Genomic DNA, 21,352 nt, shown 5'->3' with positions numbered 1-21,352 from the left:
GGGGGGGCCATGGGTTTTGGGCCATAAAATGGTGGGGCCCCCCAACGGGGGGCCACCTACCGGGTGTTAAGTTGACCGGGGTAGGCACCGACCGTTGGTCGGTGCAGCCGGCAGGTACCGGCCCCAAGGAGCCGGCACACGTTCTTATTGGCAAGCCTCACAGGCTTCCGGATTTTCCAGCGAGCAGGCGATGGCCTCTTCCGGGCTGAACACCTTTTCCGGAGCCGCCGTTGCGGTGTGGCTGACGGTGGTCTTGGCGATCTTGGTGGCCGGACGCGAACGCAGGTAGTACGTGGTCTTGATGCCCTGCTTCCAGGCGTACATGTACATGGAGGACATCGCGCCGATGTTCGGGCTTTCCATGAACAGGTTGAGCGAGGCGGACTGGTCGATGAACGCGCCACGGTCGGCGGCCATGTCGATCAGCGAGCGCATCGGCAGTTCCCAGGCAGTGCGGTAGACCTGACGCAGGCTTTCCGGGATCTGGGCGATGCCCTGGATCGAACCTTCGGCCATCTTGATGGTGTCGCGCATTTCCGGAGTCCAGTGGCCGAGCTTCTTCAGCTCGTTCACCAGGTAGCGGTTGACCTGCAGGAAATCACCCGACAGCGTTTCGCGCTTGAACAGGTTGGACACCTGCGGTTCCACGCATTCGTAGCAGCCGGCGATGGAGGCGATGGTCGCGGTCGGCGCGATCGCGATGATCAGCGAGTTGCGCAGGCCGTGTTCCTTGATGCGGGCACGCAGGGCGTCCCAGCGCGCGCCGTCTTCCGGCACTACGTTCCAGGCATCGAACTGCAGCTCGCCGCCAGCGGCGCGGGTGTCGTTGAACGACGGGTGCTTGCCACGTTCCTGCGCCAGTTCGACCGAGGTCTCCAGGGCGTGGAAGTAGATCGTTTCGGCGATCTTCTTGGACAGTGCGCGGGCTTCGGCGCTGTCGAACGGCAGGCGCTTGCGGAAGAACACGTCCTGCAGGCCCATGCAGCCCAGGCCGACCGGACGCCAGCGCAGGTTGGCGCGGCGGGCGGTTTCGATCGGGTAGAAGTTCAGGTCGATCACACGGTCGAGCTGACGCACGGCCAGGCGCACGGTTTCGGCCAGCTTCTCGTAGTCGAACTCGTTGTGCTCGTCGAAGTGGTTGCCCAGGTTGATCGAACCCAGGTTGCACACCGCGGTTTCATCGTTGGAGGTGACCTCCAGGATTTCCGTGCACAGGTTGGACAGGTGGATCACGTTGCCCGGACGCAGGGTCTGGTTGCTGGCGCGGTTGCACTTGTCCTTGAAGGTCATCCAGCCGTTGCCGGTCTCGGCCAGGGTGCGCATCATCCGCGAGTACAGCTTGCGCGCGGAAATGGTGCGGTTGGCCTTGCCCTGGGCTTCGGCCTGCAGGTAGGCCTGCTCGAAGGCTTCACCGAACAGGTCGGTGAATTCCGGCACCACGCGCGGATCGAACAGCGACCATTCCTGGTCGGCCTCGACGCGCTTCATGAACAGGTCCGGCACCCAGTTGGCCAGGTTCAGGTTGTGCGCGCGGCGCGATTCGTCGCCGGTGTTGTCGCGCAGTTCCAGGAAGTCTTCAATGTCGGCGTGCCAGGTTTCCAGGTACACGCAGGCCGCGCCCTTGCGCTTGCCGCCCTGGTTCACCGCGGCCACGGACGAGTCCATGGTCTTCAGCCACGGCACGATGCCGTTGGAGTGGCCATTGGTCGACTTGATCAGCGAGCCGCGCGAACGCACGCGGGTGTAGCTGACGCCGATGCCGCCGGAGAACTTCGACAGCTGGGCGATGTCGCCGTACTTCGAATAGATGGATTCCAGCGAGTCCTGCGGCGAATCGAGCAGGAAGCACGAGGACAGCTGCTCGTGGGTGGTGCCGGAGTTGAACAGGGTCGGGCTGGACGGCAGGTAGTCCAGGTTGCCCATGCGCTTGTACAGCGCCAGGGTTTCCGGGACGTCTTCGCTCAGCGCGCTGGCGATGCGCAGGAAGAACTGCTGCGGGGTCTCGATCACCTTGCGGGTGTGCGGGTGGCGCAGCAGGTAACGGTCATACAGGGTGCGCAGACCGAAGTAGTCGAAGTTCAGGTCCAGGCCGATGTCGATGGCGTCGTTGAGCTTGCGCGCGTTGGTCTGCACGAAGTTCAGCAGGCGGTCGTTGATCAGGCCGACTTCGTGGCCACGGCCGACCGACTGCGAGAACGCGTGGATTTCCTGGCCCGACACTTCCTTGGCGATGTAGTTGGCCAGCAGGCGCGCGGCCAGGCGGCCGTATTCGGGTTCTTCACCGATCAGCAGGGCGGCGGTGCGGATGGACAGCTCGTCCAGCTCCTGCGTGGTGGCGCCGTTGTACAGGCCGGAAATGGTGCGGGTCGCCACGCGCATCGGATCGACCGCGTGCAGGCCCTCAGCCGAACGCTGCACCGCACGCACGATCTTGTTCAGGTCCACCAGTTCGGTCGACCCGTTGCGCTTGGTCACGCTCATCGTGTTCGAGGTCGGCGGCGAGGTCAGCAGGAACTCGCTTTCCTTCTTCTCGATGGTGGCGGCGCTGGATTCGGTGCTCACGGCGGTGTCCTCTTGGCGTGATATGGGGCTGGGCACTAACTGTGGTCGTCTGCCTTGCAGGCAACGGACCGGTGCGCACTTGGGCTCAGGGTGGCAGATGGGCGTCTCAAGGGCCGCGACTGACGCAGGCTCCCCGGTACGCCGGTCATCTCCCCCCGGAGATTGTCGCGACCGGCACCGTCTGCACTGGGCAGGCGGGGCATCGGGAAGCACGATCCGGCTTCCCCAGCGTTCCGACGACTTGGGGTCGTTGGAAGCGCCAGCCACAAGATAGTGGGGGTCCTATGGATCGTCAACGCTAAATGTAGGAAAAGCGACCAATCCCTTGTGGCATAAGGAAACGCCTGGGCGACTTGCCGACGAACGGTGCCGACCTGTCGAAAGTGGCTGCGCAGTCAAGGGATCCGGGGCCGATTTTTCGCGACAACGGGGTGTGAAAAACAGAACGGCGGGATATCACACGGGCGTAACAAACGTGGGATCACGCCCGATGGGGCGTGCCCAGGTATTCGGCGCTCTGCATCTCGATCAGCCGCGAGGCGGTGCGTTCGAACGCCCCCTGCAGGCGATCGCCGGTGTACAGCGCCACCGGGGTGTCGGTCGCGGTGCAGACCAGGTTCACCTGGCGGTCGTACAGCTCGTCGATCAGATTGACGAAGCGGCGCGCGGCATCCTCGTTGGTGCGGTCGAAGTGCGGAATGTCGCCCAGCAGCACGGTGTTGAACTCGTGCGCGATCTCGATGTAGTCCGACGGACCGCGCGGACCTTCGCAGAGAGCGGCGAAGTCGAACCAGGCGATGCTCTTGCCGCGACCCCGCACCGGAATCTTGCGGCCCTCGATCTCGATGTTGCCGGCCTTGGCCTGCTCGCCGCCGCTGAGCTCGGCCCAGCGGGTGCCCAGCCAGGCGTCGCTGCCGGCATCGCGCGGGGACTGGTACACCGGCGAGCGGGTCAGCGCGCGCATGCGGTAGTCCTCGGTGCCCTCGGCATACAGCTCCACGCAGTAGGTCTGCAGCAGGCCGATGGCGGGCAGGAAGCTGTCGCGCTGCAGGCCGTTCAGGTACAGGTTCTCCACCGCCGTATTGGACGTGGTGACCAGGGTGACCCCTTCGGCGAACAGGCGTTCGAGCAGACGGGCCAGCAGCATGGCGTCGCCGATGTCGGTGACGAAGAACTCGTCCAGCACCAGCACGCGCAGCTTGTTGCGCCATTCCTGGGCGATGCGCGCCAGCGGGTCGCTCTGGCCCTGGTGCTCACGCAGGCGCTCATGGATGCCGCGCATGAAGCGGTGGAAGTGGGTGCGGTACTTCTGCTGGATCGGCAGCCCGTCATAGAACAGGTCGACCAGGAAGGTCTTGCCACGGCCCACGCCGCCCCAGAAATACAGCCCCTTGACCGGGTCGGGCTTCTTCCAGAACGCGGACAGGCGATCCAGCCAGCCCTCCTGGTCGCTGTCGAGCAGGGCGGTATGGATGCGGTCCAGCTCGGCCAGGGCGGCGTGCTGGGCGGGATCGTTCTGCCATTCGCCCCGCGCTGCGCCTTCGGCGTAACGCTGGGACGGGGTCAATACCGCCGCACTCATGCGGCCGGACTGCCGGGTTCAGTGCCGCCCGCGGCGGGCAGCCACTGCTTCAGGCCGTGGGTCAGCGCGCCGCGCAGGTCGATCAGCTTGCGGTGGAAGAAGTGGCTGGTTTCCGGCATCCGCACCAGTTCGTGCGGCAGCTTCAGCTGTTCCAGCCAGTCGTAGACCGCCTGCGGGTCAACGATTTCGTCCTGCTCGCCCTGGATCACCAGCCACTGTGCCGGCGGCTGCACGCCGTCGAAGTCCCAGCGCCCGGCCGGCGGCGCGATGGAGACCAGCACCTGCGGCTGCAGGTCGGCCGACGCGCGCAGCGAAACAAACGCGCCGAAGCTGAAACCGGCCAGCCACAGCGTGGCCTGCGGATTGCCCTCGCGCGCCCAGGCCACGACGGCCTTCAGGTCGTCCTGTTCGCCCACGCCATGGTCGAACTCACCGGCCGAGCCGCCGACGCTGCGGAAGTTGAAGCGCACCGTGGTGATGCCCAGCTCGCGCAGGGTGGTGGCCAGCATCGTGACCACCTTGTTATGCAGGCTGCCGCCCTCGGTGGACAGCGGATGGCAGATCACGGCGATGACCGGGACGGTGGGGACATCGGCCTTGGGCAGGTCGACGGCGACGTCCAGCGGGCCGACCGGACCGGCCAGGGTGAGCGTGCCGGATTCGGCGGGGAACGGGGGATTTTGCATGGCACCATGATAGCGTCCCCTGCCCCCGACCTGCCCTGTCCCGCTTATGACGTATCTGCTGTTGGCCGTGATCTGCTCGGTGCTGGTCTCGGTGCTGCTCAAGCTGGCGGTGCGCCGGCAGCTGGACGTGGCACAGATGGTGACCTGGAACTACCTGGTCGCCGCCACCCTGACCGCCGTGGTGCTGCGGCCGCCACTGGCCTCGCTGCAGTCCGGCCACGCGCCGTGGCTGGCACTGCTGGGACTGGCGGTGGTGCTGCCGACCATTTTCCTGGTGCTGGGTCGGGCCGTGGCCGAGGCCGGCATCGTGCGCAGCGACGTGGCCCAGCGCCTGTCCCTGCTGCTTAGCCTGTTGGCCGCCTTCCTGTTCTTTGGTCAGACCGCCACGGCCTGGAAGCTCACCGGTCTGGGGTTGGGGCTGGTGGCGATGCTGATGATCAGCCTGCGTCCGCGCGGCCCGGCGGTGACGGCTGCGGAAGGCAGCTGGCGCTGGCTGCTGGGGGTGTGGGTCGGCTTTGCGGTGGTGGACATCCTGCTCAAGCAGGTGGCGCTGTCCGGCACACCGTCGATGGCTGCATTGCTGGCCTGCTTCAGCATTGCCTTCGTACTGATGCTGGCGCTGCAGCTGTGGCGGCATTTCAGCGGGCGCAGCCGTCTGCGCCTGCGCAACCTGGGCGCGGGGGCGCTGCTGGGCCTGCTCAACGGCGGCAACATCCTGTTCTACGTGCACGCCCACCAGGCGCTGCCGGACAGTCCGGCCACGGTGTTTGCCGGGATGAACATCGGCGTGGTGGTGCTGGGCGCGCTGGTCGGGGTGCTGGCGTTTGGGGAACCGACCTCGCGCTGGAACCGGGCCGGGTTGGGGTTGGCGGTGGTGGCGATTTCGTTGATCGCCTGGGGGTGATTTTTCGGAGCAGCCGGGCAAGCCCGGCTCTACGGGGATTGATTACCGGTCGAAACCCAGCAACAACGGATCGTGGTCCGAACTGCGCCATGGGCCGGCCTCGTTGCGGTCGCGATAGCCCACGTCATCGGCCTCATCGGCATTGATATGCCATTCGGCCGCGCCGCGGAGGCGCTTGGCCATGCCCGGGCTGAGCAGGGCGTGGTCGAGCCTTCCCGTCATGCCGTTGTACACGTAGCTGTAGGGCTGCTGGATCTTCGCCACGGCAAAGGCGTCCTGCCAGCCGGCGTCATGCAGGGTGCGGATCGGCGCTTCCATCGCATAGGCGTTGAAGTCACCCAGCAGCACGGCGTCCGTGGTGCCGGCCCCGGTCGGGTCGGTGGCCAGCCACTGGTCGAGCAGTTTCGCCGAGGTCACCCGGGTGGCGTTCCAGCAGGCCTGGCCGTCTTTCTGGTCGGCGTCGGCACCGCTCGCTTCCGAGCAGCCCTTGGACTTGAAGTGGTTGGCCACCACCACGAACGGCGCGCCCTTGCCGGCACGGAACGCCTGCGCCAGCGGCACCCGGCTGTGCGGACCGAAAGGCGCGGTTTCGAGTACGGCCGGCGCACCGACCGGGGTCACCTTCGAGGCGCGGTAGATGATGCCGACGCGGATCGGGTTCTCGCCCGGCCCCTTGCTGGCATCAACGAAGCGCCAGTCACCCTTTCCGCCACGATCCGCGTTGAGCGCGTCCACCAGCTGGGCAATCGCCGACTGCGGGCCGTAGCCATCGTTTTCCAGTTCCATCAGCGCGGCCACGTCAGCGCCCAGCGCGTTGATGGTGGTGACCAGCTTGGCCTTCTGCGCCTGGTGTTCAGCGAGGGTGCGTGCGCCGCGCAGGGTCGGGAAGCCGCCGCCCTGGCCGTCGCCGTTGAAGAAGTTTTCCAGATTGAACGCCGCCACCTGCAGGCTGCCGGCCACCTTCGGCACGGCCGGGCGGGCGGGCGCAGGCAGGCGCAGCGGGGTGGTCACCTGCAGGCGGGCCACGCCTTTGTCATCCACCCGCACGATGCCCTCGACGTTGCGCAGCACGGTGCCGGTGCGCAGGTCCGCGCCGGCGGGCAGGTAGGCGACGGGACCGGGATCGCGTTCGCTGCTGCCGTCATCGAGCAGCAGGCGGCGACGCTGGTTGTCCGCGATCACCTTCGCGTGCGCGTCGGTGCCCGGCAGCGCGACTTCGCTGGGCTGCCACAGGCGCCCATCGAAGGCGACGGTGAGTTCGCCGAAGCGGGCCAGGCCGTCAGTCCCGGCCAAGGTCAGCGGCGCAGCGATGCGCACGTGCTGGCCGTCCAGCGCACGCCAGTCCGCCGGGGCGGCGGTCAGGGTGACCGGTGCGCGAGCGGCGGGGGCGGCCGGAGCCGGGTGTGCCAGCGGCTGGGCCTGGGCGAAGACGGTAACGGGCAGCAGCAGCGACAGGGCAAGAGCGAGAGGACGGCGGCGCATCGGCGGGCACGGATCGGCAAGGGACGCACAGGGTATCGCCAGAAGGTGACCGGATGGGGCGCGTGATGATGGTTGCCCGGGTTGGGCAAAGCCGGGGCCGGTCGGCACCGCGAAGCCACGCAGACCGTGGCTCTACGGTTACTTGAGGTTGGCCAGCATCCAGTCCACGGTGGCGTGGATCTGCTCCTCGGTCAGCGCCGGGTTGCCGCCCTTGGGCGGCATGATGCCGCCGTCCGGGCCGGTGTAGCCCTCGATGGCGTGCTTATAAAGCGTGTCCTTGCCCTGGCCCAGGCGCTGGTCCCAGTGCGCATGGTCCAGGGTGGGAGCCTGGCCCACACCGGTGGTATGGCAGGCGGTGCAGAGGTTGTCGAAGATCACTTTGCCGTCAGTGGTGCCGCCGTAGGCCACCTGGGCCGCTGCCTTGGCCAACGCCGCCGTCTTGGCCGCGGCCTGTTCGGCGGCACCGGTGGCACCGGCGTAGACCGCACCGGCAGGGGCAATGCGCAGTTCAGTGCGCTTGGCCGCCTGCGGCGAGACTTCCGGCGGAATGCGGGTATGCAGGTACGCGGCGAACAGGATCAATCCGAGCGTGATGGCCATCAACAGCGCAATGACCATGGAAAAGCGTTTCAGGAACTCGAGGTCGTAATTCCGCACTCTCTATACCCCTGGCTGATAGTCGTTGGACCACGGCTTGTCGGGCGAGTATGACCAGCGGCGGCAAGCCTGTGCAAGCCGCATTCAAGTGCCGCAATGCAGCAATGGCAAGGCTTCAGCCGCCGGCGGCGCGCAGGCAGACCTGGCAGATCGACGCTACCAGCGCGTCTTCGTCGCCTACCGCGTCACGACTGGGTGCCGTTGGCCCGACCAGCGCTTCGGTGAATGCCCCGACGATGCAGGCGGCGGTGACGCGGGTGTCCTGCGCGGGAAAGCTGCCAGTTGCGACACCGTCGGCGACGATGCGGTGGAACACGTCCCCGAACAACCGCCGGCAGCGGATGCGCTCGGCTTCCACTTCCGGGTCGACCGGTTCGGCGATGAAGGCATACGCCAGCCCGGGGCCGGCCAGTGCGCGGCGCACGAAGGCGGTGATCGCCCGGCGCAGCCGCTCCGGCGCGGGCAGGTCTTCTGCGGCGATGCCCTCGAAGATGCGTAGCTCGTGTTCCACGGCGGCGGTGAGCACCTCCACGAACAGGTCGGCCTTGGAGGGGAAATGCCGGTAGATCAGCCCGGTAGACACGCCGGCCTCGGCCGCCACGGCGGTCACCGGGGCATTGCGGTAGCCGCCGGCGGCGACCAGCGCCCGGGTCGCCAGCAGGATCCGCTCGCGGGCCCCGGCCAGGCGTTCTTCCATCAGTGCGGAGCGTTTATAGGCCATTTTCTGATTCTATGTTCAATTTTTGAATTTGTATTCACTTTTACCCGGGGTCGAGCTAGGCTGGCGAAAATCGTGGAGCCCGCCCATGCACGTCCCTACCCTGAACTTCGACCTCGGCGAAGAGATCGACCTGCTGCGCCAGAGCGTGGCCCATTTTGCCTCGGCCGAGGTCGCCCCGCTGGCGGCGAAGGCGGACGAGGAGAATCTGTTCCCGCACGCGCTGTGGCGCAAGCTGGGCGAACAGGGCCTGCTCGGTCTGACCGTGGAGGAGGAATACGGCGGCAGCGGCATGGGCTACCTGGCCCACGTGGTGGCGATGGAGGAAATCTCGCGCGCCTCCGGTGGCATCGGCCTGAGCTACGGCGCGCACTCCAACCTGTGCGTGAACCAGCTGCGCAAGAACGGCAGCGAAGAACAGAAGCAGCGCTTCCTGCCCGACCTGTGCAGCGGGGCCAAAGTCGGTGCGCTGGCGATGAGCGAGCCGGGTGCGGGTTCGGATGTGGTCTCGATGAAGCTGCGCGCGGACAAGCGCGGTGACCACTACGTGCTCAACGGCAACAAGATGTGGATCACCAACGGCCCGGATGCCGACGTGCTGGTGGTCTACGCCAAGACCGACCCGGAGGCCGGAGCCAAGGGCATCACCGCCTTCCTGGTGGAAAAGGGCATGAAGGGTTTCTCCACCGCGCAGAAGCTGGACAAGCTGGGCATGCGCGGCTCCAACACCTGCGAACTGGTGTTCGAGGACTGCGAAGTGCCCGAAGCCAACGTGCTGGGTGCGGTCGGCGGCGGCACCAAGGTGCTGATGTCCGGGCTGGATTTCGAGCGCGTGGTGCTGTCCGGCGGCCCGCTGGGGCTGATGGCGGCGGCGCTGGACGTGGTGATGCCCTACGTGCACGAGCGCAAGCAGTTCGGTGAGGCGATCGGCACCTTCCAGCTGATCCAGGCCAAGCTGGCCGACATGTATGTGGGCCTGAATGCCTGCCGCGCCTATGTCTATGCAGTGGCACGCGCCTGCGACCAGGGCCGCACCACCCGCCAGGACGCCGCCGGTGCCATCCTGTACTCGGCCGAGAAGGCCACCTGGCTGACCGGCCAGGCGATCCAGATCCTCGGCGGCAACGGCTACATCAACGAGTACCCCACCGGCCGGCTGTGGCGCGATGCCAAGCTGTACGAGATCGGCGCGGGCACCTCGGAGATCCGCCGCATGCTGATCGGCCGCGAACTGTTCCAGCGCACCAAGTAAGGGCCCTGCGATGAGCGTATTGAGCACCCAGCTGCAACCGGGCAGCGAGACCTTCGAAGCCAACCGTGCTGCGTTGCAGGCGGTGGTGGACGACCTGCGCGCCACCCTGGCGAAGACCGCGCGCGGCGGCTCTGAGGCGGCCCGGCAGAAGCACACCGCACGCGGCAAGCTGCTGGTGCGCGAGCGCATCGACGCCCTGCTGGACCCGGGCAGTGCCTTCCTGGAAATCGCGCCGCTGGCCGCGCATGGCATGTATGACGACCCGATTCCCAGTGCCGGCGTGGTCGCCGGCATCGGCCGCGTGTCCGGCGTGGAATGCGTGATCGTGGCCAACGACGCCACGGTGAAGGGCGGCACCTATTACCCGGTCACGGTGAAGAAGCATCTGCGCGCGCAGGAAGTGGCCGAGCAGAACCGGCTGCCGTGCATCTACCTGGTGGATTCGGGCGGCGCGTTCCTGCCGCTGCAGGACGAGGTGTTCCCGGATCGCGACCATTTCGGCCGCATCTTCTACAACCAGGCCAACCTGTCCGCGCAGGGCATTCCGCAGATCGCCTGCGTGATGGGCTCATGCACCGCCGGCGGTGCGTATGTGCCGGCGATGAGCGATGAAACGGTGATCGTGCGCGAGCAGGGCACCATTTTCCTGGGCGGCCCGCCGCTGGTGAAGGCCGCCACCGGCGAAGTGGTGAGTGCCGAGGAGCTGGGCGGTGCCGACGTGCACACGCGCATTTCCGGCGTGGCCGACCACATGGCCGACAACGACCTGCAGGCGCTGGCGCGGGTGCGCGCCATCATCGCCCAGCTCAACTGGCGCAAGCCGGAACCGGCGCTGGCGGTGCAGGCCCCGGTCGAGCCGCGCTACCCGGCGCAGGAACTGTACGGCGTGATTCCCGCCGACACCCGCAAGCCCTACGACGTGCGCGAAGTGATCATGCGCCTGGTCGACGATTCGCGCTTTGATGAGTTCAAGCCGCGCTATGGCAACACCCTGGTGACGGGCTTTGCGCATCTGCACGGTTACCCGGTGGGCATCATCGCCAACAACGGCATCCTGTTCTCCGAGTCCGCGCTCAAGGGCGCGCACTTCATTGAACTGTGCACCCAGCGCGGCATTCCGCTGGTGTTCCTGCAGAACATCACCGGCTTCATGGTGGGCCGCAAGTACGAACACGGTGGCATCGCCAAGGACGGGGCCAAGCTGGTGATGGCCGTGGCCTGCGCCAAGGTACCCAAGTTCACCGTGGTGATCGGCGGTTCGTTCGGTGCCGGCAATTACGGCATGTGCGGTCGCGCCTATTCGCCCAACTTCCTGTGGATGTGGCCGAACGCGCGCATTGGCGTGATGGGCGGCGAGCAGGCCGCCAGCGTGCTGGCCACGGTGAAGCGCGATGGCATCGAGGCCAAGGGCGGGCAGTGGTCGGCTGAAGAAGAAGATCAGTTCAAGACGCCGATCCGCGACCAGTTCGAGCAGCAGGGTCACCCGTATTACGCCAGCGCACGGCTGTGGGACGACGGCGTGATCGACCCGGCCGACACCCGTCGCGTGCTGGGGCTGGCGTTGTCGGCCAGCCTGAACGCACCGGCGCGCAGCACCGACTTCGGTGTGTTCCGGATGTAACCGCCCTGCCCGACTTTCGCCGCCCGCCCACGCGCTACGAGACTGCCATGTTCACGAAGATCCTGATCGCCAACCGCGGCGAAATTGCCTGCCGCGTCATCGCCACCTGCCAGCGCCTGGGCATTGCCACCGTGGCGGTGTACTCCGACGCCGACCGCGATGCGCGTCACGTGCGCCAGGCCGATGAGGCCGTGGCCATCGGTCCGGCCCCGGCGCGCGAAAGCTATCTGCGCGGTGACGCGATCCTGGCCGCTGCGCGCCAGACCGGTGCGCAGGCGATCCACCCGGGGTATGGCTTCCTCTCCGAGAACGCCGACTTCGCCCAGGCCTGTGCCGATGCCGGGATCGTGTTCATCGGGCCCTCGGCGGCCGCGATCCGCGCGATGGGCGACAAGAGCGCGGCGAAGGCGCTGATGCAGCAGGCCGGCGTGCCGCTGACGCCGGGCTACCACGGCGACACCCAGCAACCGGAGTTCCTGCGCGCACAGGCCGATGGCATCGGCTACCCGGTGCTGATCAAGGCCAGCGCCGGCGGCGGCGGCAAGGGCATGCGCCGGGTCGATGACAGTGCCGCCTTCGTGGATGCGCTGGCCAGTTGCCAGCGCGAAGCGCAGTCGGCGTTCGGCAATGCGCACGTGCTGGTGGAAAAGTATGTGGAGCGCCCGCGGCATATCGAGATCCAGGTGTTCGGCGACAGCCACGGCAACGTGGTGTACCTGTTCGAGCGCGACTGCTCGGTGCAGCGCCGCCACCAGAAAGTGCTGGAAGAAGCGCCCGCGCCGGGGATGACGCCCGAGCGCCGCGCCGCCATGGGGGCCGCTGCGGTGAATGCCGCGCGTGCGGTGAATTATGTCGGTGCAGGCACCGTGGAATTCATTGCCGGTCCCGACGGCGACTTCTACTTCATGGAAATGAACACCCGCCTGCAGGTGGAGCATCCGGTGACCGAATGCATCACCGGCACCGACCTGGTGGAGTGGCAGTTGCGCGTGGCCAGCGGCGAAGTGCTGCCGCTGCAGCAGGACCAGCTGCAGATCCACGGCCATGCGCTGGAGGCGCGGCTGTACGCCGAAGACGCTGATCGTGGTTTCCTCCCGTCCACCGGCACGCTGCGGCACCTGCGCCTGCCGGCCAACAGCGCCCATGTCCGCGTGGACGCCGGCGTGGAACAGGGCGATGCGATCACCCCGTACTACGATCCGATGATCGCCAAGCTGATTGTCTGGGATGTGGACCGCGACGCCGCGCTGCGCCGCATGCAGCAGGCACTGGCGGAATGCGAAGTGGTCGGTGTGACCACCAACGCCGCGTTCCTGCGTCGGCTGGTGATGACCGATTCGTTTGCGGGCGCAAAGCTGGATACCGCGCTGATCGAGCGTGAGCAGGCCGCCCTGGCCCCACCGGATGCGACGGATGATCCGGCGCTGTGGGCCATGGCGGCAGTGGCGGCGATCACCACCGAGCCGGCCGCCACGACCGATGCGCGCGACCCGCACTCGCCCTGGCAGGCGCGCGATGGCTGGCGGTTGGGCACGCAGGCCGCGCGCCGGCTGAGTCTTGAGCACGCCGGGGTATTGACCGTTGTTGATGCCACCGCACAGGGCGAGGCGTGGTCAATCCTGCGCGACGGCGAAACGGTGCTGGCACACGGTGGCCTCAGCGGGGAGCGGCTGACCCTGCAGTTGGACGGGCAGCGGCACCGCGCGCGCGTCGTGCGCGACGGTGGCGAGCTTTATCTGTTCGGCACGCAGGGCGTACGCCGGTTCACCCTGCATGATCCGGTCAGCGAGGCCGACCAGGCCACGGTGGATGCCGGCAGCCTGGTGGCACCCATGCCGGGCCGGATCGTGGCCACGCTGGTGGCGGCGGGCACGCAGGTCAGCAAGGGCACGCCGCTGCTGGTGCTGGAGGCGATGAAGATGGAACACACGCTGCAGGCACCGGCGGATGGCACGGTGCAGGGCTACCGGGTCAAGGCGGGAGACCAGGTCGGGGATGGTGCGGTGCTGGTGGACTTCGAGGTGGAGTGATATACAGCCTTGTCGGGACCATCCTGACCGACGTGACTGCTCTCCCGCAAGGCCGCCGCCTCTGCTGATCAAGCCCAGGCTGCGGCGATACTGATTGAACTCTTCCAGCTCAGGCACACCAGTATTCGACCCATGGAGAATGTATGAACACTCAGGTTTCCGCATCCGCTGACATCGTTTCCGCTTCGGTCAATTGCTCTAAACCGCCCATGCCACCGAACGTTGCAGCAGCACTGCTGAAGGCACTTGGTACTGACGACGATTTCCGTGCCCTTTTCAAGTCAGATCCGCGCAAAGCATTGAATGAAGTCGGCTACCACCTATCTCCTTCCGTCGCCATGCCCCTTTGCATGCTGGTTGCCGAGCTTGCAAGTAAGGAAGACATCCAGAATGCGTACAGTGTCCTTCATGCGCACCTTTCCGGAACGGCTCGCGCGTCCATGTTGGTTCCTCACATGTTTGGCGCTGCACCAATCATTGAAATGGTGAGAGCTGCGTAGGCAATCAACTCATTGACTCCACCTGATTCACCACAGCAGGGATCAACAAGATGAATGGTCTTCTCTCAGCTCGAGCTACAACTGAAACGCCTAACCGGGCAACGACCAACAAGCCTCCCATGCCACCCGACGTCGCAGCCTGTCTCTTGAGCAAGTTGGCGACTGACGACGCCTTCAGAGAATTGTTCAAGAGCAATCCACGCCAGGCACTATCCGAGGTGGGCTACGCGCTGCCGGTGCAAGCGTTGGTACCTACCTGCGTCATGGTCAACGAGCTTGCCAGCAAGGAAGAGATACAGGGAGCATATGAGAAGTTGCATGCAGATCTCACCGGCGCATCGCGTGCAACCATGGAAGTGGTCTTCACATTCGAGCATGGTCGCACCGCCGCTGTAGCAAACTCGGATTAGCAACTCAACTTTCCTCCTTCCAAATGCGGCCGGCGGGATCCAGTTCTGCCGTCTGCATTCTGCTGGAGCGCCACCCAAAGCCGCATACTGCGAGCGGCCCTTCCAGCAGCGGGGTAAGCCCCAGTATCTGCTCGACTTCAGTTTCGTTGATCGCTGCAGTTATGCAAGCCCCCAGGCCGCGCTGCGTTGCGGCCGTGTATATCGCCTGCGAAATGTGCCCCGCATCCAGCGTGACCGCCCGATACGCTTTTGAGTGATGGCGATACTTCCAGAAGTTCCGTTCGAATCGGCAGACGAGAAGTACCAGCACATGCGCGTTAGCGAACCAATGCTGCCCTGAAAGCAGCCGCATCGCGAATTCATGTGTCGTTTCGGACTGAAGGGTTACCGGCGATAGTTCATGGGCGACTGAATGATAGTGATAGAGACCATCTTCCAATCCGGTTACATTCTGTAACAACACGTAGGCTTCTATCGGATGCAAGCTTCCCGCTGATGGCACGTTCTTCTTCAAGAATCGAACGCCTGGCTCAGGTTCGACCTGCGATGTCGCCATGAAGACCTGCTGCAACACCGCTGCCAGCGATTCGAATGGCAGCGCTCGGGCGCTATCAAAGTTGCGGCACGTGACCCGAGACGACAGAAGGGCGTCCGGCCCGTCCCCAGCTGCTTTCGGAAGTTCAATCGCACCCGCTTGCCTGGGGGATGATTCCAGAGGTGGCGGGCCAAATTGGCGTACGAGGTCCTGTGCGGTGATGAGGTGATGCCGTTCCATTTCGACCACACTGTTCACCCCGGCCCATCGGGACTGGCGATGGAACACCGCGCCTAGTGGCCACCAGTTCGACTCCCTCATTACCTCATCCTGGCGAGCGAATGCCGCGTGCTCCGGCAAATCACAAATGAGCAGTCCCTCTTGAATCAACCGCACCACATCCCCCAGCCCATCCGGATCATCGCGAATCTCCTGCCATACCTCGCTGCTGCAGCTCAACAGCAACATTGCCTCGCGTTCACTGACTCGGCATGGATTGTCCAGATGCCCCGCAATTGCCGTAATGCTCTTCTCATAGACGAGACCACTTCCGCCATTGAGTAAGCTTTCCAGCTGAAACTCCGCCAGATCCCTGGGCTCGAGGTAGAGAACCTTGCAGCGGCGAAATTTCATAGGGGCTACCATCGGTCAGATTGGACTTCGCAAATATATCGCTATCGAAGCGCGTATGGACTAGCCGCGCTGACGGCCTCTACCTAGCCCCAGACAGCGTGGTTGGGGTCGAATTCGGCCGTGGCCAGTTCAGCGCTACGCCACCCGACACCCACGATGGCCACTGGGCTCTGGGTGATGCCGTCCAACCCAAGGGCCTGCTCAGTGTCCACCTCATTGATTGCCGCGGTGACGAACGCGGCAAGGCCACGTTCGGTCGCCGCCATGTACAGCGCCTGCGAGATATGGCCGACGTCCAGCAACAGCGCCCGATACGCTTTCGCATGATTTCGGTACTTCCAGTACGTGCGTGCAAAGCGCGGCACCAGCACGATATGCACGGCTGCATCGGCAAACCAGTCCTGGCCAGAGAGCATCGCGTTGGCGACCTCCTGCAAAGGGCGGTTGCAGTGTCGTGGCAGCGCAGCAAGTGCGTGCTTCACCGGATGGTAGTGGTACAGCCCTGGCCCGAGCCCATCGACCCGTTGCACCAGCAGGTAGGCTTCGGTTGCATGCAAGCCCCCCCCGGAGGGAACGTTCTTCTTCAGGAACGCAGTGTCGTCCTCCACCTGCACAACGGCGTGCGCTTTCACTGTTCGATGCAGAAGTTGCGCGAGTTCTGCTTCACCTATGCCGCGGCTGATGTCGAAGTTTCTGCAGGTACTGCGTCTGGCGAGCGTGTGGTCATAGTCGCTCGCTGCCACCGACGGCAACATCAGGTAGTGCCCGGGGACTTCCCCTACCTCCGGCGGAGGGGGGCCCAGCTGGCGCCGCAGACCTTGGGCAGTCACCAGATCATTCGCTCGCATGTCTGCGGCGCTGTCGACCCCCTTCCAGCGGGCGTGACGATGCGCCAGCGCCGACAGTGGCCACCAGTGAGAATCACGCACCGCTTCATCGCGGCGACGATGATCTGCGTGTCCATCGTCGTCGGAGATGAGGAGTCCCGCCTGTAGCATAGGCTCCCAGACCGACCGGTCCACCGGCAGTTCTGTGGGCCTCAACCAGTGGCGAGGGCTGAGTGAACCCAGGAACTCCCGCTGTGCCGAACTGACCTCGACCGGTTGGTCCAGGTGGCCGGCCAGTCCGAACCAGGTGATCTGCGTGACCAGCTCAGTGCTCCCCTGCAGAAGGGCCTGCAGGTCGAACTTGACGGTTTCGCGGGGTTCGAACATCACGATGGTGCAGCGACGCAATTGCATGGGACGGTCCGTGGACAGGTGACCGCATTCTATTCCCGGACATGCTCAGGATGCAGGGCGTGGCCTGTCATGCTCAGACCTGACGTTGGGGGTTCGGCGTGATGCTACATTTCCGCGATTCCGCGCCGATATCCGTTCTTCCACCCTTGGACTAACCGCAATGAGCGACGAAAAACCCGTGAAGAGCAGCATTGCCCCCGAAGCTGCTGCCCGACTGGTCACAAAGCTGATCGACGACCCTGTGTTCCGTGAACTCTTCCAGAGCGACGCGCGCCAAGCGCTTGCCGACATCGGCTATGACGTGGATGTGCAGCCGTTATGCTGCGATGTGAAGCAACTGGCAAGCGTGGACGAGCTTCGTGCCGTGCAGGCTCAGCTTGAAAAGCACTTGAGCACGTCCTCCGGGGCCATGACCGTCATCTTCTGCTTCGAGGCCGGCAAGGTGGGCGGGAGCCTCACTTAAGTACCTGGAGCCCTGCGTCGGCACTACTGCGGACGCAGGGTGGCATCAGCCAGCGTGTCATGGACGTTGAGGGGCTGGAGCAACTGAATGATGGACGTTTCAGCGAAGGCCTGCCCACGATGGGCGAACAGCCATTCGTTCTGTCGCTGGAACTCCTCAGCATCGCCCTGCTGTCGCTGAATGTCCCGGAACACCACGCGCGCCTGCACGGGTTCGGTTCCGTCCAGCAGCGGCCGCAGCAGTGTTTCGGCTTTTGCAGCCTGGTTTTCGCCAAGCTGCTGCATGGCCAAGACAATAGTCCGCCATTTGACGATGGGCGGAACAGTCTGCGCGGTGAGTAGCGCGTGCTGCTCCGCCAGCAGCCGATTGGCCAGCGCGTGTTCGCCCTGCCGCTGCGCCAGATAGACCAGTGTCAGCAACCGCATGATGCGGTCCCGCATGTTCGGATCGTTCTGATTGACGAGCAGCGGGGTCAGCTGGGCAGCTATGTTGACCAGCATTGGTGCAACTTTACGGTCACAGGCCGTATCCACCGTTGCTTTCATCAGCAGTGCGTGAATACGGAAGTCCGCGGACTCTGTCGGTGCGTCTTCAGCCGAGAGAGCGGCGGTCATTCCAGTGCAATCATCCTGGTCCGCAGCCAGCAGAACCCGTGCACGTACGTTCATGAGGCTCTGAAGTTCGTCGCGACCTTTGGGAAGCTCGGACATCAGCGCCTGCGCGTCCTTGTAGCGCCGAAGCGCGATCAACACGTCCACCCGCCCGTCACTGGCGGTTCGGCCGGTCAGCTGTTCTGCCAGCTGATAGCTGCGCAGGGCTTCGTCATACCGGTTCGTGCCCAACTGGATCAGCCCCAGATGTGCGATGGGATAGGCACGCATGACATCCTGGGGGACAGCTGCGGCGCGCGCATAGCGTTCGGCTTCGGCGAATCGATTGTCCATCAGCAGATACCAGCTTGCGTTGGACAGTCCAGCGAACGAGTCTGGATATACGTCGGCCAGCACCCGCCAATCTTCCAACGGCCACGCACCGGGATTCAATTCGGTTGACCAGGCCTTCAGGTAGAGGCGTTCGCGATGGGGGAGGCGCTCGTTGAGAGCCAGCGCGCGCTGCACGTGAGGCTGTGCCTCGGTACGCCGTTCCAAGCGAACCTGCAACTTGGCCAGTCCAAGATGCGCCATGGCAAAGTCCGGGTCTGCGTCCAACGCTGACTCATAGAATTTGGCAGCCTCGGAGAACCGACGACGACCGAGTGCGGTCTCGGCCAAGGCGAATGACTTCAACGCTTGCAGGTTGGCGGTCGATGCCTGGGGCAACGGCATGGATTGTTGTACTGACGCGATGGTTTCTCCGAGCCCAGCGCGTAGATTACCTACGACATCATCCACTGCATTGACGACACCGGATGCGTCTTCAGTTTCTGCGCGATAGGTACGCACGACCGCGCGGCTGGAGGGGTCCAGGAGATCAACGGTCACCACGTAGCGGCCATTCACCCGACTGATGCTCGGCGCGAGCACCATGCGCGCGCCTTCGCGAAGCGCCACGTCACCGGCCAGTCCGCGGTCCAACCCGCGTTCGGCAGGTACCCTTTGCAGGTCACGTGATTCCTGCACCTTGCCTTCAGAAAGCACATTGACATAGCGCGACTGTTCCAGACTGAGCAGCAGCGCGCGCTGCAGACTGTCGTCGAACAGGGCCTCACCTGTCGCGTTGTTTACGTCGGCCAACACCACCCAGTCTCGCTCGGCGAAGGCGATGGCCGGCTCTGGGCGCAATAGTATCCAGCCACCCACGCCCAGGACCGCGACGAGTGCCACTTCGGCGGCCAAAGCCGCCGGACGTCGCCAGAGCGGCAGCTTTCGCTGCGCCTTGGGCGTGTCCTTGGGCATGCGCAGCGGGGCAAAACCCGGCTCACCGACCTCGAACACCTCCTGCGGAGCAGGCACGCCCTTGAACAGCCAGGGGCCGTGGGAGCGCCATTGCAGTTTGTCGGCACGTTCGCCGAGCTCGCTGCTGGCCCGTCGGGTCAGTGACTCGGCCACGGACGAGAGCAGGATCTGCCCGGGTCGCGCCAGCGCCATCAGTCGCGCGGCCATCGGCTTGGCCAGGCCTTCAACCTCGACCGGCTTGGCCCCGGCCTTGACCGCCTCCGGGCTGTTGTCCCAGATCAGCACTTCACCCACGTGCAGGCCGGCACGGGCGCGCAGCGGGAGATTGCGCTGCTGGCCCAGCTTGAGCACCTCGCGCTGGTAATCCAGGGCAAAACCCAGGCCATCAATGGCGCGGTCGAACAGCAGGAACAGGCCGTCGGAGCGATCGATCTGCTGGCCATTCCACTGCTGCTGCAGCGCCAGCACCAGTCGGTCGTGGTGCTGGAAGAGCTCGGCGGCGGCGGCATCGCCAATGCGCTCGACCAGCAGCAGCGAGTCGCACAGGTCGGTAAACAGCAGGGCTCGGAGCTGTGGGGCCTGGGTCGACGGTCCGATGTCGCCGTTCATGAGTGGGTTTCCGTCAGGGCTTGGCGGTCGCGGCACGCGACCAGTGCAAACGGTTACCGCCCAGGCGCTTGGCCTGGTAAAGCGCGTTGTCGGCGCGAGCGTACCACTCGCTCCAGTCGGTGTGGGGCTCGAGCAGGCAGGCCCCGATGCTGACCGGGCAGATGTTGGGGTGCGCGGTGACCCGGCCGAGCAGGCCCTGCACCGCGCTGAGGACGAACTCGGCGGCATGCTGCAGGCTGTCACGGTCGGCATGGCGCAGCAGCAGGCAGAACTCGTCGCCGCCGAGCCGGCAGGCACGGTCGTCTTCGGTGGCGACCGAACGCAGGATGTTGGCCACGCTCTGCAGGACCCGGTCGCCGGCCTGGTGGCCGTGTTCGTCGTTGACCTGCTTGAACTGGTCGCAGTCGATCAGCAGCAGGCCCTGCGGCGCGCCGTGGTCGGTACTGCGGCACTCCTGCAGATACAGGGCCAGGCCACGGCGATTGTGCAGACCGGTGAGTTCATCGGTACGGACCAGCTCACGGGTATGGGTGAGCTGGTGGGTGGTGACGTACAGGTTGTCGAGCGCGGCTTCGAGGTCATGGTTGCGACGGCGCAGCTGGCGGATGAGCACCTGCTCGTTGCTGACCACGCGCATGATGGTCCGGCGCAGGAAGTAGGCGACCAGGCCGGGGTCGCGGTCGACCAGGCGCTGGAACTGGTCGTGGCCGAGTTCGAGCACGACGCTGTCGACGGTGGCGCGGGCGTCGGCACTGCGCGGGTGATCGCCGATAAGGAGGCCGAGTTCGCCGAAGAACTCCTGCGGACCGAGCGTCTTCACAACGAGGTCTTCGCCGAAGTCGAGCTCGATGCCGCCACTGACGATGACGTACATGGTGCCGCCGGCCTGCCCGCTGTGGAACAGGTAGTCGCCACTGCGCAGCTGCAGCTGCTGGCCGAATTCAGCGAACAACGCGAACTCACCGGCGCTCAGCACCGCGTGCACGATGTCAGCCATCGCGGTTTCTGCGATGCCTGGTTCTTGCGCGCACACTTGCGTTGCAAACTTGCCGGTCATCCCGTGCACCCGCTTCCCAGCGTCCCCCGGTGAGCAGACGAGGATAGCACTCCTTAAAAGTGTGCGCCTCATCTCAGTTCCATTAAAAACGGCCAAAATTTGGGTGTTGGCCGTCGGCCCGTTTTGTTGGAACGCGGGTTTGGGGTGGGGGCGGCCATTCGGTGGCGCTGGCTCCATGTGAAGAGCAGCGTGTCCATTGATACGAGCAGGTGATGCCGTGGAGTGTCTCTCCGGGGGCTACCCGCCGGCATCCCCTGATGGTGGGTCGCAATGCGGATCGGACGGCAAGGGCAACAGCCCACTTCGATTCGGGGTCATGCGTTACCGGATGTTGGGAATTTGAGGGCCGTCGTCTGTCGACCGACGCTACCAGGCCGCGCGCGTCTGATTTTCTGTGGCCACCGATCGCCTGTCGGGGCGGGTCGGGGTGGGCTGGAGGGGGCGTGAGCCGCATGGATGCGGCGATCGAGCTTACATGGACGTACTTGCAGCGTCCCCCGGAACGCCCATCCCGA

The 21,352-nt window shown here is 65.3% G+C and carries 17 protein-coding genes; 7 read left to right on the top strand and 10 right to left on the bottom strand.

The genetic code is table 11. From position 1 onward, the window contains the following. Positions 1 to 144 precede the first annotated feature (144 nt). The 3 genes from QMX83_RS11965 to QMX83_RS11955 all read right to left on the bottom strand — a co-directional run bounded on the left by QMX83_RS11965 (position 145) and on the right by QMX83_RS11955 (position 4,830). Positions 145 to 2,562 carry a ribonucleoside-diphosphate reductase subunit alpha gene (locus QMX83_RS11965; protein ID WP_282296857.1) on the bottom strand — a complete coding sequence of 806 codons (2,418 nt, stop codon included), beginning with the start codon at positions 2,560 to 2,562 and terminating at the stop codon, positions 145 to 147. A 481-nt stretch (positions 2,563 to 3,043) separates the two neighbouring features. Further along, on the bottom strand, positions 3,044 to 4,144 hold the full coding sequence (zapE, locus tag QMX83_RS11960) for a cell division protein ZapE (RefSeq protein ID WP_282296856.1): 1,101 nt from the start codon (positions 4,142 to 4,144) through the stop codon (positions 3,044 to 3,046). Then, entirely contained in the window at positions 4,141 to 4,830 is a 690-nt protein-coding gene (locus QMX83_RS11955; RefSeq protein ID WP_282296855.1) for a CocE/NonD family hydrolase, read from the bottom strand. The genes zapE and QMX83_RS11955 overlap by 4 nt, the downstream gene beginning before the upstream one ends. Positions 4,831 to 4,876: 46 nt before the next feature. Between QMX83_RS11955 and QMX83_RS11950 the strand changes: the two genes are divergently transcribed. Continuing rightward, positions 4,877 to 5,734, top strand: coding sequence for an EamA/RhaT family transporter (locus QMX83_RS11950; protein WP_282296854.1), 858 nt, complete (start codon positions 4,877 to 4,879; stop codon positions 5,732 to 5,734). Positions 5,735 to 5,776: 42 nt separating this feature from the next. Here the strand turns inward: QMX83_RS11950 and QMX83_RS11945 are convergent, their stop codons facing one another. The 3 genes from QMX83_RS11945 to QMX83_RS11935 form a co-directional block, all read right to left on the bottom strand. Continuing rightward, a complete protein-coding gene (locus QMX83_RS11945; protein ID WP_282296853.1) occupies positions 5,777 to 7,216 on the bottom strand; it encodes an ExeM/NucH family extracellular endonuclease in 1,440 nt (479 codons plus the stop codon). A 138-nt stretch (positions 7,217 to 7,354) separates the two neighbouring features. Then, positions 7,355 to 7,873: a c-type cytochrome gene (locus QMX83_RS11940; RefSeq protein WP_282296852.1), complete on the bottom strand. Its 519-nt coding sequence runs from the start codon at positions 7,871 to 7,873 to the stop codon at positions 7,355 to 7,357. Positions 7,874 to 7,988: 115 nt separating this feature from the next. Beyond that, entirely contained in the window at positions 7,989 to 8,594 is a 606-nt protein-coding gene (locus QMX83_RS11935) for a TetR/AcrR family transcriptional regulator (protein WP_282296851.1), read from the bottom strand. 85 nt (positions 8,595 to 8,679) lie between these two features. Between QMX83_RS11935 and QMX83_RS11930 the strand changes: the two genes are divergently transcribed. The 5 genes from QMX83_RS11930 to QMX83_RS11910 all read left to right on the top strand — a co-directional run bounded on the left by QMX83_RS11930 (position 8,680) and on the right by QMX83_RS11910 (position 14,404). Further along, positions 8,680 to 9,843, top strand: coding sequence for an isovaleryl-CoA dehydrogenase (locus tag QMX83_RS11930; protein WP_282296850.1), 1,164 nt, complete (start codon positions 8,680 to 8,682; stop codon positions 9,841 to 9,843). Positions 9,844 to 9,853: 10 nt separating this feature from the next. Continuing rightward, positions 9,854 to 11,464 (top strand): carboxyl transferase domain-containing protein, encoded by a 1,611-nt coding sequence (locus tag QMX83_RS11925; protein WP_282296849.1) that lies wholly within the window; start codon positions 9,854 to 9,856, stop codon positions 11,462 to 11,464. Positions 11,465 to 11,511: 47 nt separating this feature from the next. Continuing rightward, the gene (locus tag QMX83_RS11920; protein ID WP_282296848.1) at positions 11,512 to 13,494 is read left to right on the top strand and encodes an acetyl/propionyl/methylcrotonyl-CoA carboxylase subunit alpha; all 1,983 of its coding nucleotides are present in this window, start codon (positions 11,512 to 11,514) and stop codon (positions 13,492 to 13,494) included. Positions 13,495 to 13,637: 143 nt separating this feature from the next. Next, positions 13,638 to 13,994, top strand: a complete 357-nt coding sequence (locus QMX83_RS11915; protein ID WP_282296847.1) for an NHLP-related RiPP peptide — start codon at positions 13,638 to 13,640, stop codon at positions 13,992 to 13,994. Positions 13,995 to 14,044: 50 nt separating this feature from the next. Further along, positions 14,045 to 14,404: an NHLP-related RiPP peptide gene (locus QMX83_RS11910; RefSeq protein ID WP_282296846.1), complete on the top strand. Its 360-nt coding sequence runs from the start codon at positions 14,045 to 14,047 to the stop codon at positions 14,402 to 14,404. Between the two features lie 4 nt (positions 14,405 to 14,408). Here QMX83_RS11910 and QMX83_RS11905 read toward each other — a convergent pair whose 3' ends face one another. Beyond that, on the bottom strand, positions 14,409 to 15,572 hold the full coding sequence (locus QMX83_RS11905) for a putative peptide maturation dehydrogenase (RefSeq protein ID WP_282296845.1): 1,164 nt from the start codon (positions 15,570 to 15,572) through the stop codon (positions 14,409 to 14,411). Positions 15,573 to 15,655: 83 nt separating this feature from the next. Then, positions 15,656 to 16,813, bottom strand: coding sequence for a putative peptide maturation dehydrogenase (locus QMX83_RS11900; protein WP_282296844.1), 1,158 nt, complete (start codon positions 16,811 to 16,813; stop codon positions 15,656 to 15,658). A gap of 160 nt (positions 16,814 to 16,973) precedes the next feature. Between QMX83_RS11900 and QMX83_RS11895 the strand changes: the two genes are divergently transcribed. Further along, on the top strand, positions 16,974 to 17,276 hold the full coding sequence (locus QMX83_RS11895; protein ID WP_282296843.1) for an NHLP-related RiPP peptide: 303 nt from the start codon (positions 16,974 to 16,976) through the stop codon (positions 17,274 to 17,276). 23 nt (positions 17,277 to 17,299) lie between these two features. Here the strand turns inward: QMX83_RS11895 and QMX83_RS11890 are convergent, their stop codons facing one another. After that, complete coding sequence (locus QMX83_RS11890; protein ID WP_282296842.1) at positions 17,300 to 19,780, bottom strand: putative peptide modification system cyclase; 2,481 nt, start codon at positions 19,778 to 19,780, stop codon at positions 17,300 to 17,302. Between the two features lie 13 nt (positions 19,781 to 19,793). Beyond that, positions 19,794 to 20,837, bottom strand: a complete 1,044-nt coding sequence (locus tag QMX83_RS11885) for a GGDEF domain-containing protein (RefSeq protein ID WP_282296841.1) — start codon at positions 20,835 to 20,837, stop codon at positions 19,794 to 19,796. Positions 20,838 to 21,352 lie beyond the last annotated feature (515 nt).

Source organism: Stenotrophomonas sp. PS02289 (assembly GCF_029960115.1).
Lineage (GTDB): Bacteria > Pseudomonadota > Gammaproteobacteria > Xanthomonadales > Xanthomonadaceae > Stenotrophomonas.
This window is presented reverse-complemented; position numbering and strand designations above follow the sequence as displayed.